At 68.3% G+C, this 16,151-nt stretch carries 15 protein-coding genes; 4 read left to right on the top strand and 11 right to left on the bottom strand.

Annotated features, from left to right (window positions below; translation table 11 throughout):
- Positions 1-6: 6 nt before the first annotated feature.
- Entirely contained in the window at positions 7-744 is a 738-nt protein-coding gene (locus LPB260_RS12135) for a TSUP family transporter (RefSeq protein WP_208708970.1), read from the top strand.
- A 5-nt stretch (positions 745-749) separates the two neighbouring features.
- Here LPB260_RS12135 and LPB260_RS12130 read toward each other — a convergent pair whose 3' ends face one another.
- The 3 genes from LPB260_RS12130 to LPB260_RS12120 are packed head-to-tail and all read right to left on the bottom strand — an operon-like array spanning position 750 to position 4,966.
- A complete protein-coding gene (locus tag LPB260_RS12130; protein WP_208708969.1) occupies positions 750-1,829 on the bottom strand; it encodes a lipocalin-like domain-containing protein in 1,080 nt (359 codons plus the stop codon).
- Positions 1,819-4,296 carry an FtsX-like permease family protein gene (locus tag LPB260_RS12125; protein WP_208708968.1) on the bottom strand — a complete coding sequence of 826 codons (2,478 nt, stop codon included), beginning with the start codon at positions 4,294-4,296 and terminating at the stop codon, positions 1,819-1,821. The genes LPB260_RS12130 and LPB260_RS12125 overlap by 11 nt, the downstream gene beginning before the upstream one ends.
- Position 4,297: 1 nt before the next feature.
- Entirely contained in the window at positions 4,298-4,966 is a 669-nt protein-coding gene (locus LPB260_RS12120) for an ABC transporter ATP-binding protein (RefSeq protein ID WP_208708967.1), read from the bottom strand.
- Positions 4,967-5,122: 156 nt separating this feature from the next.
- On the opposite strand from LPB260_RS12120, the gene LPB260_RS12115 reads away from it, so the two are divergent.
- On the top strand, positions 5,123-5,545 hold the full coding sequence (locus LPB260_RS12115) for an organic hydroperoxide resistance protein (protein ID WP_208708966.1): 423 nt from the start codon (positions 5,123-5,125) through the stop codon (positions 5,543-5,545).
- Between the two features lie 118 nt (positions 5,546-5,663).
- Here LPB260_RS12115 and ahpF read toward each other — a convergent pair whose 3' ends face one another.
- The 3 genes from ahpF to LPB260_RS12100 form a co-directional block, all read right to left on the bottom strand.
- On the bottom strand, positions 5,664-7,220 hold the full coding sequence (ahpF, locus tag LPB260_RS12110) for an alkyl hydroperoxide reductase subunit F (RefSeq protein WP_208708965.1): 1,557 nt from the start codon (positions 7,218-7,220) through the stop codon (positions 5,664-5,666).
- A gap of 155 nt (positions 7,221-7,375) precedes the next feature.
- A complete protein-coding gene (gene ahpC, locus LPB260_RS12105) occupies positions 7,376-7,939 on the bottom strand; it encodes an alkyl hydroperoxide reductase subunit C (protein ID WP_208708964.1) in 564 nt (187 codons plus the stop codon).
- A gap of 177 nt (positions 7,940-8,116) precedes the next feature.
- Positions 8,117-9,082, bottom strand: coding sequence for an NAD(P)H-quinone oxidoreductase (locus tag LPB260_RS12100; RefSeq protein ID WP_208708963.1), 966 nt, complete (start codon positions 9,080-9,082; stop codon positions 8,117-8,119).
- Between the two features lie 128 nt (positions 9,083-9,210).
- Here LPB260_RS12100 and LPB260_RS12095 point away from each other — a divergent pair, with 128 nt between their 5' ends.
- Together LPB260_RS12095 and LPB260_RS12090 are read left to right on the top strand one after the other, a co-directional pair.
- On the top strand, positions 9,211-11,286 hold the full coding sequence (locus tag LPB260_RS12095) for a carboxy terminal-processing peptidase (RefSeq protein ID WP_208708962.1): 2,076 nt from the start codon (positions 9,211-9,213) through the stop codon (positions 11,284-11,286).
- Positions 11,287-11,383: 97 nt separating this feature from the next.
- Entirely contained in the window at positions 11,384-13,144 is a 1,761-nt protein-coding gene (locus LPB260_RS12090) for a bifunctional diguanylate cyclase/phosphodiesterase (RefSeq protein WP_208708961.1), read from the top strand.
- Here LPB260_RS12090 and LPB260_RS12085 read toward each other — a convergent pair.
- From LPB260_RS12085 to LPB260_RS12065, 5 genes are all read right to left on the bottom strand, one after another.
- Positions 13,141-13,608, bottom strand: a complete 468-nt coding sequence (locus LPB260_RS12085; protein WP_208708960.1) for a sel1 repeat family protein — start codon at positions 13,606-13,608, stop codon at positions 13,141-13,143. The genes LPB260_RS12090 and LPB260_RS12085 overlap by 4 nt on opposite strands.
- Complete coding sequence (locus LPB260_RS12080) at positions 13,608-13,973, bottom strand: hypothetical protein (protein WP_208708959.1); 366 nt, start codon at positions 13,971-13,973, stop codon at positions 13,608-13,610. The genes LPB260_RS12085 and LPB260_RS12080 overlap by 1 nt, the downstream gene beginning before the upstream one ends.
- Complete coding sequence (locus LPB260_RS12075) at positions 13,970-14,293, bottom strand: helix-turn-helix transcriptional regulator (RefSeq protein WP_208708958.1); 324 nt, start codon at positions 14,291-14,293, stop codon at positions 13,970-13,972. Before LPB260_RS12075 ends, LPB260_RS12080 begins: the two co-directional genes overlap by 4 nt.
- Before the next feature lie 221 nt (positions 14,294-14,514).
- On the bottom strand, positions 14,515-14,964 hold the full coding sequence (locus LPB260_RS12070) for a YkvA family protein (protein WP_208708957.1): 450 nt from the start codon (positions 14,962-14,964) through the stop codon (positions 14,515-14,517).
- A gap of 367 nt (positions 14,965-15,331) precedes the next feature.
- Positions 15,332-16,036: an FKBP-type peptidyl-prolyl cis-trans isomerase gene (locus tag LPB260_RS12065; RefSeq protein WP_208708956.1), complete on the bottom strand. Its 705-nt coding sequence runs from the start codon at positions 16,034-16,036 to the stop codon at positions 15,332-15,334.
- Positions 16,037-16,151 lie beyond the last annotated feature (115 nt).

The following is a 16,151-nucleotide window of genomic DNA, read 5'->3' as shown; positions in this document are numbered from 1 at the left end:
ACAACCATGACCTACGGTGCCGTCGACTGCCTGGCGCTGCTGATCGTGCTGGGCGGCAGCCTGGTGCAGGCCCTGCTGGGCATCGGCTTCGCCCTGCTCGCCGCGCCGCTGCTGTTTCTCCTCGACCCCGGCTATGTGCCGGGGCCGATCCTGCTGCTGGGCCTCGTCCTGGCCTGCTGCATGCTGCTCGGCAAGCGCCAGCCGCTGGCCTGGCGCCGGCCGCTGCCGGCCATCCTCGGGCGCCTGCCCGGAGCCTGGTGCGGCGCCCTGCTGCTCGGCCTGCTGCCCGCCGCCTGGCTCGGCCTGCTGCTGGGCGGCAGCGTGCTGCTGGCGACGCTGTCCAGCTATCGCTGGCTGGCCCTGCCGTGCAGCCCGCGCAACCTCGGCATCGCCGGTTTCTGCTCGGGCCTGATGGGCACCGCCACCTCGGTCGGCGGCCCGCCCATGGCCCTGGTCTACCAGGGGCGCAGCCGCGTCGATGCCTGCGACGAGCTGGCCGCCTTCTTCCTGCTGAGCACCCCACTGTCGCTGCTGGTCCTGCTGCACCAGGGCCGCCTGCCCCTCGACCAGCTGGCCGGCGCCGTGAAGCTGGCGCCCGCGGTACTGGCCGGCTACGGCCTGGCCCGCTGCCTGGAGGGCCGCATCAACCAGCGCAGCCCGCGGCAGCTGCTCCTGCTGCTGTCGCTGCTGGCCGCCGGCGGCCTAGTGCTGGTCAGCCTGTGGCGACTACTGCGCGGCGGCTGAGCGGCCTATCGGTAACCCGTCATCTCCAGGTAGCCCACGCCCGCGTGGCTGCCGCCGAAGCGGATCGGCCCCTCCCAGTAGGGGAAGCGGGTGGCCATCCAGGCCTGCTCGTGCAACGGCACGCTGTCGATGGCCAGGCCCTTGACCGGGACGCGCAGGGTCCAGGCGGTCGGCAGGCGACGACCGGCGACCCGGCTGTGGTGGCGCGGGGTCATCTGGATATCAGTCCCGGCGAGGGCCTGGCTGCTGCCATCGGCACCGATCCAGGTGCCGGCGCGGTAGTGCTGGCCGTCGGCGTGGCGCAGCTGGAACAGCATCAGCTTGTCGCCCGAGTCGAGGTGCAGGGAAAACCAGTCCCAACCCAGCTGATCGGGCGCCAGCGGCTGGCTGCTCCATTCGCGGTCGAGCCAGGCCTGGCCGCTGACCTGATGCCGCTGGCCGTCCAGCTCGACTTCCCCGCGAATCCGCAGGAACGGCTGGCTGTAGTAGTAGGACGCCTGGCCCTGGCCGGACTTCTGGCTGTAGCCGCCCTCACCATGCAGCACCGGCCCCTGGTCGCTGGTCAGATGCAGGCGATAGGCGAAGTCGCGGCCGCGGGCCTGCAGTTGCAGCGCGCCCAGGCCACCCTGCTGCGGCGACAGGCTGCGCAGCCGCCAGTCGTCGATCCAGGCCTGCAGCGGCGCGGACGCCACCCCGGCCTGGCCGACCCCGCCACGGGCGAAGGTCTCGGCGAAGCGGTGGCCATGGGGGCCGGTCAGCGCCGCATGGCCCATCCACAGCTGGCGGTTGCTCCAGTCCGCCGCATTGGCGCCCGGCTGTAGGGCGCTGCGAAACAGCGTCCACTGCAGGCCCCAGTCGCGGCCCTGCCGGTCCTTGAGGTTGGCGGTGAGGTACCACCACTCGATGCGGTAGTCCGGATGGGCAGCGTGGTCGGCGGGGAACGTCAGCACGCGCCCTGGTTCGACCCGGGCGAACGCCTCGGCGGTGCTGCCCAGTCCGGCGAAGCCCTGGGGCGGCGGCGCCTCGCCCTCGCAGGCGGCCAGCAGCCACGCGGCCATCACCAGGCCGAGGCGTCTAGCGTTCATCGACGAAGCTCCGCAGCAAGGCCGCCGGCGTGCTGCGCGCCAGGCGCCACAGCGGCCAGGCCGCCGCCAGCAGGCTCGCCAGCAGGGCCAGGCCGAACAATTGCAGCAGCTGCCAGGGAAAGACCTGCAGCGGCAGGCGCCAGCCGAAGGCCTGCACGTTGATCACCGCCACCAGCCACCAGGCCAGCAACAGGCCCAACGGCAGCGCCAGGAACAGGGTCGCCGCGGCCAGCAGCAGGGTCTGGCCGGCGCTCAGCCAGGCCAGCCGTGCCCTCGCCACCCCCAGCGCCCAGAGTGGCGCCAGCTGGTTCAGGCGCGTCTGCCCCAGGGTCAGCAGGCTGATGAACAGCGCCACGCCGGCCACCCCCAGGGTCAGGCTGTTGAGGGCGGCGGTGGCGGCGAAGGTGCGCTCGAACACCCGCCGCGACCAGGCCTTGAGCGCGGCCTGGTCGATCAGCCGGCTGTCATCCAGGGCGAAGCGCGCCTGCAGGGCCTGGATCAGCGCCGGCACCGCGTCGCTCGCCAGGCGCAGGCTGTAGCTGCGCGGCGCCAGTCCCGGCCAGTGGCGCAGCAGGCCCGTCGCGTCGACCAGCGCATGCCCCTTGGGGTTGCCGTAGTCGGCGTAGATGCCCAGCACCTCCAGGCTCCAGTCGCCCTGCGGGGTGGGCAGGCTCAGGCGCGCGCCCAGACCCAGGCCCAGGCGCCGCGCCAGTTGCTCGCTGAGCAGCAGGCCCTGGCCGGCGGCCAAACGCTCCCAGGCCGCGTCCGCGGCGTTCAGCAACGGCCAGTGCGCGCGGTAGTGGGGGTGCTCGCGGATGCCAGTCAGCTCGACCGGCCAGCCGTTCAGCGGCAGCTCGACCCGCCAGCTCGGCAGCACGGCCTGTACCTGTTCCTGGCGCTGCAACCAGCGTTCGATGGCCGCGCCTTGCTCGGAGTCCCTCGGCGTCAGGTACAGCTCGGCGGCCAGGCGCTGGTCGAGCCAGCTGCCGAAGGTCTGGCGAAAGCCCTCGGTCATGCTGCCGACGCCGACATTCGCCGCCAGGGCCAGCAGCAGCGCCATCAACGCCAGGGCCAGGCCCGGCAGCTGCTGGCGACTGTCGGCGACGAACCACTGAATCAGCGGCCCGCGGCAATGCGGCAGCAGGGCCTCCAACAGCAGGTTGAGCAGCACCGGCAGGGCCAGGGCCGCCCCCAGCAGCAGCGCGGCGAGGCCGACGAAGCCGGCCTGCAGGCTGTCGCCCAGCCACAGCGCCAACCCGGCCAGCAGCCCCAGGACGGCGGCCAGCCAAGCCTGGCGGCGCAGGCTGCGCGCCTGGGCCTGCTGCCAGGCCTGCGGCTGGGCCAGCGCCAGCACCGGCAGGTGCGCGGCGCGCAGCAAACTGGCGGCGCCGGCCAGCAGCGCGCCGAGCAGGCAGATCGCCAGCGCGCCCAACCACCAACTCGGCGCGAGGCTGAGCTGGCCGGCTACTTCGGCGCCATACAACCCGCGCAGGCTGGCGGCGACATCCGGCAGCAGCCAGGCCGCCAGGGCGTAGCCGCTGGCCAGGCCGGCCAGGCCGCCGAGCAGGCCCAGCGCAGCCAGCTCCAGGACCAGCGCCAGCAGCAGGCCGCGCAGGCTGACCCCGCAGGCGCGCAGGCTGCGCAGCAGCGCGCGGCGCTGCTCCAGGGCCAGGCCGAAGGCGGCGTGGACGATGAACAGGCCGACGACGAAGGCCAGCAGGCCGAGGGCGCTGAGGTTGAGGTGGAAGCTGTCGGTGAGGCGCGCCAGATCGGCCGCCGGGTCGCTGCGCCGCAGCACCAGCTGCGCGGCCAACGCCGCCGGCAGTGGCCTGTCGGCGGCGACGAAGTCGCCATCGAGCAGCAGCCGCGACAGCCGCCCGGGGGCGTCGAGCAGGCGCTGGGCCTCGCCGATGTCCACCAGCAGCACCCCGGGCGCCAGTCCCGGCCGGATCTGCAGCGGCGGCAGGGCCCGGCCGGACGTGCTGAGCGGACGGGCACCGGGCGCCAGGCCGAGTTGCCCCAGGGTCTCGGCGGTGATCCAGGTGCGTCCCGGCGGGCCGAGAAAATTGGCCAGCTGCTCGCGATCACCCGCCGCGCCCGCCAGCCCCGTGCCGGCGGGCAGGGTCAGGGGCTCGATGCCGATCAGCTGCAGGCGCTCCTGCTCCAGCCCGCGCAGGCGCAGAACGCCTTGCAGCAGCGGCGAGACCGGCCAGCCGGCGCGGCGCAGCGTGACGAAAGCCTGCTGGTCGAACAGCCCGCCCTGGCGTGCGACCAGGGCGTAGTGGCGATCGCCACCGAACAGCTGGCTGGCCCGCGCGTAGCTGTCGCGGGCCTGGCCGTTGAGCGCCTGGACCCCGGCCCACAGGCCGCAGGCCAGCCACAGCCCGGTGAGCACGGCGAACAGCTGCAGCGGATGGCGCCGCCAATGGCCGGCCAGGGCGCGCAGGGTCCACCCGAGGACGGCCATCTCAATCCGCCCCCGGCTCCAGCAGGCGCCCGCCCTGCAGGGTCAGGCGGCGCTGCAGGCGGGCCGCCACCCGCGCGCTATGGGTCACCATCAGCAGGCTGGTACGGCTGCCGGCCAGCAGCTCGAGCAACAGCGCCAGCACCTCGTCGGCACTGTGCTCGTCCAGGCTGCCGGTGGGTTCGTCGGCCAGCAGCAGCGGCGGCCGGGACGCCAGCGCCCGGCCCAGGGCCACGCGCTGCTGCTGACCGACCGACAGCTGCTCGGGGTAACGGCGCAGCAAGGCGCCCAGGCCCAGGCGCTCGCTCAGCTCGCCTTGCCACCGCGGGTCGTGACGGCCCACCAGGCGCGCCTGGAAGGCCAGGTTGTCGGCGACGCTCAGGCTGCTGATCAGGTTGAACTGCTGGAACACCAGGCCGATGCCATTGCGCCGCCAGGCGGCCAGCGCGGATTCATCGAGCCGCTCCAGCGCCCGCTCGCCGACCCGGATGCTGCCGGCATCGGCGCGGTCGAGCCCGGCCACCAGGTGCAGCAGGGTGCTCTTGCCGCTGCCGGACTCGCCCATCAGCGCCAGGCTGGCGCCGGCGGCCAGGTGCAGGTCGACGCCGCGCAGCACCGGCAGCGGCCCCTGGGGCGTCGGGTAACTCTTGTACAGGCCCTGAATGCTGAGCATCGGCAAGCCACCTTGGCGCGTGTGGCCCAGGGAAAATCCCGGGCACTGGCCAGGGAGAGTCTAGCGCCGCCCGGCACTCGACCGGGCGCATCGGGCAGAAGCTGATTTACTGAAACTATGCAGCGTCCGTTCCCGCAACCGCACAGGAGATACGCGATGAATGTTCTGTACTCGACCCAGGCCACCGCCACCGGCGGCCGCACCGGCAAGGCCAGCACCGCGGACGGCGCCCTGGCCGTGACCCTGACCACGCCCAAGGAATTGGGCGGCCCGGGTGGCGAGGGCAATAATCCGGAACAGCTGTTCGCCGCCGGCTATGCGGCCTGCTTCCTCGGCGCGATCAAGTTCGTCGCCGGCAAGCAGAAGGTGACGATCGACGACGACAGCACGGTCACCGCCACCGTCGGCATCGGCGCCCGCGACGACGGCGAGGGCTTCGGCCTGGACGTGGCTCTGGAGGTGCGCCTGCCGGGCATCGATCACGCCCAGGCCGAGGCGATAGTGGGCCAGGCCCATGTGGTCTGCCCCTACTCCCATGCCACCCGCAACGGCCTGGTGGTGCGTACCCTGGTGCTGTAGCTGACGTCCGGCAGCTGCGCCGGACTGGCAAAAAAAACGGCTAACCCGAGGGTTAGCCGTCTTTTCTCTGACGACCGCGCAAGCGGCCAATCAAGCCGAGCCGATCTGGCCGAGCCGATCAAGCCGAACGGATCAGGTGATCGAAGGCGGAGAGCGACGCCTTGGCCCCCTCGCCCACGGCGATGACGATCTGCTTGTAGGGCACGGTGGTCACGTCGCCGGCGGCGAAGATGCCCGGTACCGAGGTCTCGCCGCGCGAATCGACGATGATCTCGCCCCGTGGCGACAGCTCGATCGCACCTTTCAGCCAGTCGCTGTTGGGCAGCAGGCCGATCTGCACGAAGATCCCTTCCAGCTCGATTTCATGCAACTCGTCGCTGTTGCGGTCCCGGTAGACCAGGGCGTTGACCTTCTGCCCATCGCCCTTCACCTCGGTGGTCAGGGCGCTCTTGATCACCCGTACGTTGCCCAGGCTGTTGAGCTTGTTCTGCAGCACCGCATCGGCGCGCAGCTGGCTGTCGAACTCGATCAGGGTCACCTGAGCGACGATGCCGGCCAGGTCGATGGCCGCCTCGACGCCGGAGTTGCCGCCGCCGATCACCGCCACCCGCTTGCCCTTGAACAGCGGCCCGTCGCAGTGCGGGCAGTAGGCCACGCCGCGGCCACGGTACTGCTGCTCGCCGGGCACGTTCATCTCGCGCCAGCGGGCGCCGGTGGCGAGGATCAGGGTCTTGGCCTTGAGGCTGGCACCGCTGTCGAACTTCACTTCGTGCAGGCCGCCGGCGCTGCTGGCCGGAATCAGCGCACTGGCGCGCTGCAGGTTCATGATGTCCACCTCGTACTGCTTGACGTGCTCCTCCAGGGCGCGGGCCAGTTTCGGCCCCTCGGTCTCCTGCACCGAGATGAAGTTCTCGATGGCCATGGTGTCGAGCACCTGACCGCCGAAACGCTCGGCGGCCACGCCGGTGCGGATGCCCTTGCGCGCGGCGTAGATGGCCGCCGCGGCGCCGGCCGGGCCACCACCGACCACCAGCACGTCGAACGCGGCCTTGGCGTTGAGCTTCTCGGCATCGCGGGCGCTGGCGCCGGTGTCGAGCTTGGCGAGGATCTCCTCGACGTCCATGCGGCCGGAGGCGAAGGGCTCACCGTTGAGGTAGATGCTCGGCACCGACATGATCTGCCGCTGCTCGACCTCGGCCTGGAACAGCGCGCCGTCGATCGCCACGTGGCGAATATTCGGGTTGAGCACCGCCATCAGGTTGAGCGCCTGGACCACGTCCGGGCAGTTCTGGCAGGACAGCGAGAAGTAGGTCTCGAAGCTGAACTGGCCCTCCAGGCCCTTGACCTGCTCGATCAGCTCGGCCGCCAGTTTGGACGGATGGCCACCAACCTGCAGCAGGGCCAGCACCAGCGAGGTGAACTCGTGGCCCATGGGGATGCCGGCGAAGCGCAGGCCGATATCGGCGCCCGGGCGATTGAGCGAGAAGGACGGCGTGCGCGCATCAACGCCGTCGGTCTTCAGGGCGATCTTGTCGCTCAGGCCGACGATGTCCTGCAGCAGTGCGAGCAGCTCGCGGGATTTGTCGCTGTCATCGAGGGACGCGACGATCTCGAACGGCTGGCTGACCTTTTCCAGGTAGCCCTTCAACTGGGATTTCAGGTTGGCGTCCAACATGGCGGCGTGTCCTCTATGACGAAATTCGGGCAATAAAATGCCCGGGCGGATCGCGCCCGGGCATTCGGGCGCTGGCCGGGCTGGGTGGCAGCCCTGGCAGCGCAGAAAGGTTTCCCGCCCCTAAGCAGCTGCTCGGGAGCGGGAAGGCGGCAGATTTAGATCTTGCCGACCAGGTCCAGCGACGGGGCCAGGGTGGCTTCGCCTTCTTTCCACTTGGCCGGGCAAACCTGGCCCGGGTTGGCCGCGGTGTACTGGGCAGCCTTGAGCTTGCGCAGGGTTTCGGAGACGTCGCGGGCGATCTCGTTGGAGTGGATTTCCACGGTTTTGATCACGCCTTCCGGGTTGATCACGAAGGTGCCACGCAGGGCCAGGCCTTCTTCGGCGATGTGCACGCCGAAGGCGTTGGTCAGGGCGTGGGTCGGGTCGCCGATCAGCGGGAACTGAGCCTTGCCGACCGCCGGGGAAGTCTCGTGCCAGACCTTGTGCGAGAAGTGGGTGTCGGTGGTGACGATGTACACCTCGGTGTTGGCATCGCGGAAGGCCGCATAGTTGTTGGCGGCGTCTTCGATCTCGGTCGGGCAGTTGAAGGTGAAGGCGGCCGGCATGAAGATCAGCACGGACCACTTGCCCTTCAGGGACTGTTCGGTGACTTCGATGAACTGGCCGTTGTGGAAAGCGTTGGCCTTGAACGGTTGGACCTGGGTGTTGATGAGGTTCATCTCTGATTCCTTCTGAGGGTTGGAAAGTTGACCCGGAGAATCTTAGAGCGAGACGATCTAAAAACCTTATTGATTGAGCCCATTGGATTGATTGAGCAACTCAATCCACGCCCATGGATTTCATCAAGAAATCTATCCAGGGCATTGCCGCAGGCGCCGGCAATGCCCCTCCCCGGCTCAGGCCAGGCTTTCGTCGATCAGCAGTACCAATTTGCCGTTGACCCGGTTGCCGGCCAGTTCGGCGAAGGCCAGCTCCGCCTCCTCGATCGGGTAGCAGCGCTCCAACTGCGGCTTTAGCCGGCCCTCGGTGAACAGCGGCCAGAGGTGCTGCTGCAGGTCGCGCAGCAGGTCCGCCTTGAACTGGTCGTCGCGCGTGCGCAGGGTCGAGCCGATCAGCTGAATGCGCTTGCCCAGCAGCAACGCCAGGTCCAGCTCCGCCTTGCGCCCGCCCATCAGGCCGATATTCACCCAGCGACCATCGCGCGCCAGCAGCTCCAGGTTGAGCGCCGCGTAGCTGCCGCCCACCGGGTCGAGGATCACATCGAAGGGCCCGAAGTCGCGCAGCGCCTGCAGGCCGTCATCGCCACGCAACACGCCGCCCTGGCCCCCCAGGGCCTGGCAATAGGCCAGCCGCTCGGGCGAGCCGACGCTGACCCAGCAGGGATTGCCGAAGGCCTTGCACAGCTGGATCGCCGCCGAGCCGACGCCGCTGGCGCCGGCATGCAGCAGGACCTTTTCGCCCGGCTTCAGCGCGGCCAGCTGGAACAGGTTGAGCCAGGCAGTGGCATAGACCTCCGGCACGGCTGCCGCCTCGGCCAGCGACAGGCCGTCGGGCAGCGGCAGCGCGTGGCGCGCATCGACCACCACCTCCTCGGCCATGCCGCCACCGGCGAGCAGGGCGCAGACCCGGTCACCCACCTGCCAGTCGCAACCGGCGCCGACTTCGCTGACGATGCCGGCGCATTCCAGGCCGAGCGCCTCGCTGGCCCCGGGCGGCGGCGGGTAGAGTCCCGCGCGCTGCAGCAGGTCGGCCCGGTTGAGGCCGGCCGCCGCCACGCGAATGCGAATTTCCCCTACATCACAGGCCGGGGTGGGCTGTTGCGCCCATTCCGTCCGGCCTTCAACGCCTTGCAATGCCTTCACGCTGCCTCCATAGTGGATTTGAACCGGGCCCGGCGCTCAGCGCTGGGCCTCTGCTTTGCGCCCATGGAACTCGGCGCCCCTCTAGACGGCCTAATATGCGTTATCAATTACCCTCGCGTCGAATCAGCATGAAGCGCTCACTGCTCTGCGCCACCCTCGCCTTTGCCCTCGGTCTGAGCGCGCTGCCCCTGGCCGCGAAGACCACCCAGGCCGATTCCTGGGAATACCTGCAGCCGGACCGCGAGCAGGTCATCGCCAGCCTCAACGTCGTCGAGCTATTGAAACGCCATCACTACAACAAGCCGCCGCTGGACGACGCGCGTTCGGCGAAGATCTACCAGGGCTACCTGAAGATGCTCGACCCGGCGCGTAGCTATTTCACCGCCGGGGATATCGCCGAGTTCGACCAGTGGCGCGAGCAGTTCGATGACCTGCTGAAAAGCGGCAACCTGGAACCGGGCTTCACCATCTACAAGCGCCAGCTCGAGCGCCTGCAGGGGCGCCTGCAGTTCGCCCTCGGCCTGCTCGAACAGGGCATCGACAAGCTCGACTTCAGCCGCGACGAGAGCCTGCTGATCGACCGCGAGAACGCCCCCTGGGCCAAGGATGTCGCGGAACTCGACGACCTCTGGCGCAAGCGGGTGAAGGACGAGGTGCTGCGCCTGAAGATCGCCGGCAAGGAGCCCAAGGCCATCCAGGAGCTGCTGACCAAGCGCTACAAGAACCAGCTGGCGCGCCTGCGCCAGACCCGTGGCGAGGACGTGTTCCAGGCCTACATCAATGCCTTCGCCACCACCTACGACCCGCACACCACCTACCTGTCGCCGGACAATGCGGAAAACTTCGACATCAACATGAGCCTGTCCCTGGAAGGCATAGGCGCGGTGCTGCAGACCGACAACGAGCACGTCAAGGTGGTGCGCCTGGTGCCGGCCGGTCCGGCGGAGAAGAGCAAGCAGATCGCCCCGGCGGACAAGATCATCGGCGTGGCCCAGGGCGACGGCGAGATGGTCGACGTGATCGGCTGGCGCCTGGACGAGGTGGTCAAGCTGATCCGCGGGCCGAAGGGCTCGCTGGTGCGCCTGGAAGTGATCCCGGCCAACAATGCGCCCAACGACCAGAGCAGCAAGGTGGTCAGCATCACCCGCGAGGCGGTCAAGCTGGAGGAGCAGGCGGCGAAGAAGTCGGTGCTCGAACTCAAGCATGAAGGCCGCGACTACAAGCTGGGGGTCATCGAGATTCCCGCCTTCTACCTGGACTTCAAGGCCTACCGTGCCGGCGATCCGAATTACAAGAGCACCACCCGCGACGTCAAACGCCTGCTCAGCGAACTGGAGAAGGAGAAGGTCGACGGCGTGGTCATCGACCTGCGCAACAACGGCGGCGGCTCGCTGCAGGAAGCCACCGAGCTGACCGGGCTGTTCATCGACCAGGGGCCGACCGTGCTGGTGCGCAACAGCGACGGCCGCGTGGACGTGCTGGCCGACGAGAACCGCGGCACCTACTACTCCGGCCCCCTGGCCGTGCTGGTCAACCGCCTGTCGGCCTCGGCCTCGGAGATCTTCGCCGGCGCCATGCAGGACTACCACCGCGCGCTGATCCTCGGCGGCCAGACCTTCGGCAAGGGCACGGTGCAGACCATCCAGCCGCTCAATCATGGCGAGCTGAAACTGACCCTGGCCAAGTTCTACCGCGTCTCCGGGCAGAGCACCCAGCACCAGGGGGTGATCCCCGACATCCAGTATCCGGACGTCATGGACACCAAGGAGATCGGCGAGAGCGCGCTGCCCGAGGCCCTGCCCTGGGACAGCATCCGCCCGGCGATCAAACCCGAGCGGGACCCGATCATGCCGTTCCTCGCCGAGCTGCAGAGCCGCTATGACAGCCGTACCGCGAAGAACCCGGACTTCACCTTCACCCGCGAACGCCTGGCCTTGGCGAAGAAGCTGATGGGCGAGACCAGCGTCAGCCTCAACGAAAGCAAGCGCCGCGCCCAGCAGGCCGAGATCGAGGCCCAGCAGCTGGTCATCGAGAACAACCGGCGCAAGGCCAAGGGCCTGGCGCCGCTGACCGAGCTGAAGGAAGAAGATCCCGAGGTAGCGAGCGAGGAGCAAGACCAGGGCCAGGATGACGCCTTCCTCGCCGAAAGTGGGCACATCCTCCTGGACTACCTCGGGCTCAATGCCGCCGTGGCGAAGCACTAGAACCGCGCAGTCATCAAACGGTCACGAAACCGTCGTGAAATGCAGGGGGCTGATCGCAGGATCAGCCCCTTTGTTTTTCTGGAGATAGAGGCCCTAGATGACCGTCACCGAGCAGTTGAGCGCACTGGACCATATCCTCGCTCACGGCGACCTGAGCAGCCTGTTCCAGCCCATAGTTTCCCTTTCCGAGCGGCGCATCTACGGCTACGAAGGCCTGACGCGCGGCCCCTCCAACAGCGCCCTGCACTCGCCGATCAACCTGTTCGCCGTGGCCCGCCATGCCGGGCGCCTGAGTGAGCTGGAGCGGGCCTGTCGCAAGAGCGCCTGCCAACGCTTCAGCGCGCTGCAGCTCGACGGCAAGCTGTTTCTCAACGTCTCGCCGGACTCCCTGCTGGAGTCCGACCACCAGTCCGGGCGCACCCTGCAGTTGCTGCAGAGCCTGGGCATCCCGCCGAGCCGGGTGGTGATCGAGCTGACCGAGCAGTCGCCTACCGAGGACTTCGCCCTGCTCGACAAGGCCCTGCATCACTACCGTGCCATGGGCTTCTCCATCGCCCTGGACGACCTCGGGGCCGGCTATTCCAGCCTGCGCCTGTGGTCGGAGCTGCGACCGGACTACGTGAAGATCGACCGCCACTTCATCGAGGGCATTCACCAGGATGCGGTCAAGCGCGAGTTCGTCGGCTCGATCCTGAAGATGGCCAAGGCCTCGCGCGCCGAGGTGATCGCCGAGGGCATCGAGCAGGCGCAAGAGCTGGCCGTGCTCTCGGAAATGGGCGTCAATCTGGTCCAGGGCTACCTGATCAGCCGCCCCCTTGAGCAGCCGCCACGTGAAGTGCGCACCCTGCTGCCGACGCTGGCCAGCCCACCGGCCGGCTTGGGCGAAAGCGAAGGCGACCTAACCAGCCTGCTCAACCGGCAAGCCGCCGTGTCCTGGTCGACCTCCACCGCCGCGGTGCTCGAAGCCTTCCGCGCCCAGGCCAACCTCAACTCCCTGGCGGTGCTGGACGAGCGCCAGCAGCCCGTGGGCATCATCCACCGCCACTCACTGGCCGACGCCCTGCTCAAGCCCTTCGCCACCGAGCTGTATTCGCGCAAACCGATCAGCCGGCTGATGAGCGACGACTTTCTCGCCGTCGAACGGGATCAGTCGCTGCAGAAGGTCAGCCGCCTGCTCACCAGCCGCGCCCGGCAGCGCATCGAGGAGGACTTCATCATCACCCTCGAGGGCCGCTACTGCGGCATGGGACGGGTCATCGACGTGCTCAAGCTGATCACCGAGATGAAGATCCAGCGCGCCCGGCATGCCAACCCGCTGACCATGCTGCCGGGCAACGTGCCGATCCAGCAGTGCCTGACCCGCCTGCTGCAGCAGGCCCGGGAAGCGGTGGTGTGCTACGTCGACATCGACAGCTTCAAGCCGTTCAATGACCTCTATGGCTACGCCAAGGGTGACGAGGTGCTGCTGAGCCTGGCGCAGAGCCTGAGCGAGCGGGTCGACCGGGCGCGCGACTTCGTCGGCCACATCGGCGGCGACGACTTCCTCCTGGTGCTCGGCTCGGAAGACTGGCGTGCCCGCCTCAATCGCCTGCTGGAGGACTTTCAGAGTCGCTGCCGGCGCTTCTACAGCGAGGAGCACCTGCACGCGGGCTACTTCAGCGCCTTCAACCGCCAGGGCCAGCGCCAGGACTTCCCGCTGCTGTCACTGTCCCTGGGCGTGGTACACCTGCGCCCCGCCCAGTGCGCACAGCTGGACGCCGAGCAGCTCGCCGCCCTGGCTTCGGAGGCCAAGCGCCAGGCCAAGGCGGTGCCCGGCTACAGCCTGCACATCATCGATACGGAAAAACTCTCGGCCTAGAGTCCGAGCGCTTCGGCCCGGGCGGCCAGGCGCGCCGCCGCCGCGCGATCGGCCGGCAGGCCCGGGGCGCCATCACGGTACAGCGCGGCCAGACGCCGAGCGGCCAAGGGGTGACCGGCCTCGCTGGCCAGCGACCACCAGCGCAAGGCTTGCCGGCCATCGGGCGCCTGCCGGGCATCGCCGGCCAGACTCAGCACGCCCAGTTGGTAAGCGGCCTTGCCGTCGCCACCTGCGGCGGCCAGGCGCAGCAGCCGCACGCCCTCGTCCCGCGCCCCCAGCCCCTGGCCGCGAAACAGCAGGATATGGCCATAGAAGCTTTGCGCCGCGACATCACCCAGGTTGGCCATGCGCGCGAACCGGCCCTCGAGCCAGCGCCAGCCACGCGGCTGCCTGACCCACCAGGACCAGTGGAACAGGCGTCTGGCCAGGGCATAACCCAGCCGAGCGCGCAGCCGGTGGAGCACTAGACCTCGTCCGGGTAGCTGAACTCGAACACCCGCGCCACTTCACCGGCATGCCAGGACGCCGCGGCGATGCCGTCGGAGGCGCCACTGAAGCGCCCCAGGCGCGTCACGCAGTCGAAGAAACCGGTACGCGGCAGGCGACTGGCGCCCTGACTGATCACCAGGGCACTGCGCAGCGGCCGTTCGGCGCGCGCATCCAGTGCCGCCAGGTGCTCCAGCGCGGCGGTCAGGGTCTGCATCGCCGGGCTCGGCAAGGCCAGACGCTCGATCAGCGCGCGATAGGTCAGCAGATGGCGCTGGCGCCGCGCCTCTTCCAGTTCGGTGAGCAGGGCCTGCCAATGTTGACGACTGATACTGACTGTCAAGAGTCCGCCTCCCAGCCCGCAACGCCGAGCGTCCAGGCCAGCGCACGCTGGATGGCCGCATCCGGCTGGCGCTCACCGCTTTCGATCATTCCCAGATAATGCGGGCTGATGCCCACGGCGCGCGCCAACTCCTCGGGCGCCAGGCCCTTGGCTTCGCGCAGGCGCGCCAGCTGACTCAATGCCGGCGCCGACGCTGGCGCGGCTGGCGGCTCGGCGCCCTGTTCGGCACGGCCGGCCGCCTGCAACAGCGCCTGATATTCCGCCCACGGCAATACCGCATACTGCGGTTCGCCGTCACTCTTGATCACTTGCACATTCATTATCAACTCTCCATGGAAAGCGCTATTGAGCGTTTCAGTCCATTCCTTGCTGGGCCCTATGTTACCAGCCCGGCGCCGACAGGAGCGCGAACTATCCGGCGCGAAGGCTCGTGGAGCAGGCCGGAGGGCGGTCGTCGGTCACGCTGCCGGCGCCCCACGGACCTCGACGACAGAGCGCAGCACCGGTCTGCCCAGCGCTGCAGGCGCGCTGAGCGCGATCCTCAGGGTTTCGACTCATCTGTCAGGGCAGCGTCGTCCGCCGGCAGCCGCTCGATGATCTCGAGCACCTCCGGAGCCTGGGCCTCCCGCCAGGCGCGGAAGGCGTCGAGTTCGCCACTCCAGGTCCGTAGCACCCAGGCCAGCACTGCCAGGTCATCGATAAAGCCCACGCCGATCAGCCAGTCCGGCAGCGCGTCCAGCGGCGTGACGAAATACAGCAGCGCGGCGACCACCGCCAGTAACGCCTCGCCACTGATCGCCCGGTATTCGCCGCGCCACCAGGCCAGGCAGAGGTTCTGCAGCAGGAGCAGATCCTCCTTCAGCTCGGCAAAGCGCCGACCGGGCCGAGCACTCTTGCGCGCGACTGCCAACAGAAGGCCCGGCAGCCGGGCCCGGCTCAGGATTTGCCGCGCCAGCGGCAGAAATCGGGCGAATCCCCAGGGTGTTTTCATGGTCGCTCCTCGCCAGCCAGCATGCTTGCTGGGCTCCTTGAGGTTATCCACGCAAGCTGTGGATAACCCTGTGAACATAATCTGGATGAGCCGGCCAAAGGCCCGTCTTATCAGGCCTTGAGACAGATCGGCGATTTTTTATACAGCCAATAAAACCAATACAAATCAATAACTTAAAAAGCCAGCAGGTTTCTCGACCAAGGTTCTTGCTGGCCGTCGCCGCACGTGATAGCGAATGTGCATAACCGTAACACCGGAACATCGAACCGGGCCCTTTTCGGACCGACTGGTCGTCAATTTTCGCCCTTTTATTGGCGCCAGAAACGACAACGCCCCGTCGAGACGGGGCGTTGTAACAACCGAAAACTTACTGCTCGGTTGCGGCGTCCTTGATGGACAGCAGTTCCAGCTCGAACACCAGCACGGAGTTGGCCGGAATCGCCGGAGTCGGGCTCTGCTCGCCATACGCCAGCTCGCTGGGGATATACAGCTTGTATTTCTCACCGACGTGCATCAGCTGCAGGCCTTCGACCCAGCCCGGAATCACGCCACTGACCGGCAGATCGATCGGGCTGCCACGCTCGATCGAGCTGTCGAACACGCTGCCGTCGGTCAGCTTGCCTTCATAGTGCACGGTCACCACGTCGCTGGCCTTGGGCTGGGCACCGTCGGCCTTCTTCAGCACTTCGTACTGCAGGCCCGATTCGGTGGTCACCACGCCGTCGCGCTTGGCGTTGTCTTCGAGGAACTTCTTGCCGGCCTTGGCCGACTCCTCGTTCATCTCCGCCATGCGCTCTTCGGCACGCTTCTGCAGGAAGGCGAAGGCCTCGATCAGCTCTTCGTCCTTCAGGCGCTGCTCTTTCTTGCCGATGGCATCTTCGATGCCCTGGGCCACGGCCTTGGAGTCCAGGTCGTCCATGCCTTCCTGGGCCAGGCTCTTGCCCATGTTCAGGCCGATGCCGTAGGAGGCCTTCTGCGCAGGCGTCTCCAGCTCGACACTGGTCTTCGAATCGCAACCTGCGAGTACCAGGCCAACCAGCGCAACCGCTGCTGCCAAACGATGCTGTTTCATGCTTATTCCTTGTCCGGTGCGCCCTAGGGCAATCGAGTGAAGGCGCGAGCTTAGCAGGCCGCCGCGATCACTGGCTACCAGGATACGAACCGGAAAATGCGCATAAGTTCAGGTG

The sequence above is a fragment of the Pseudomonas sp. LPB0260 genome (genome assembly GCF_013388395.1).
This window is presented reverse-complemented; position numbering and strand designations above follow the sequence as displayed.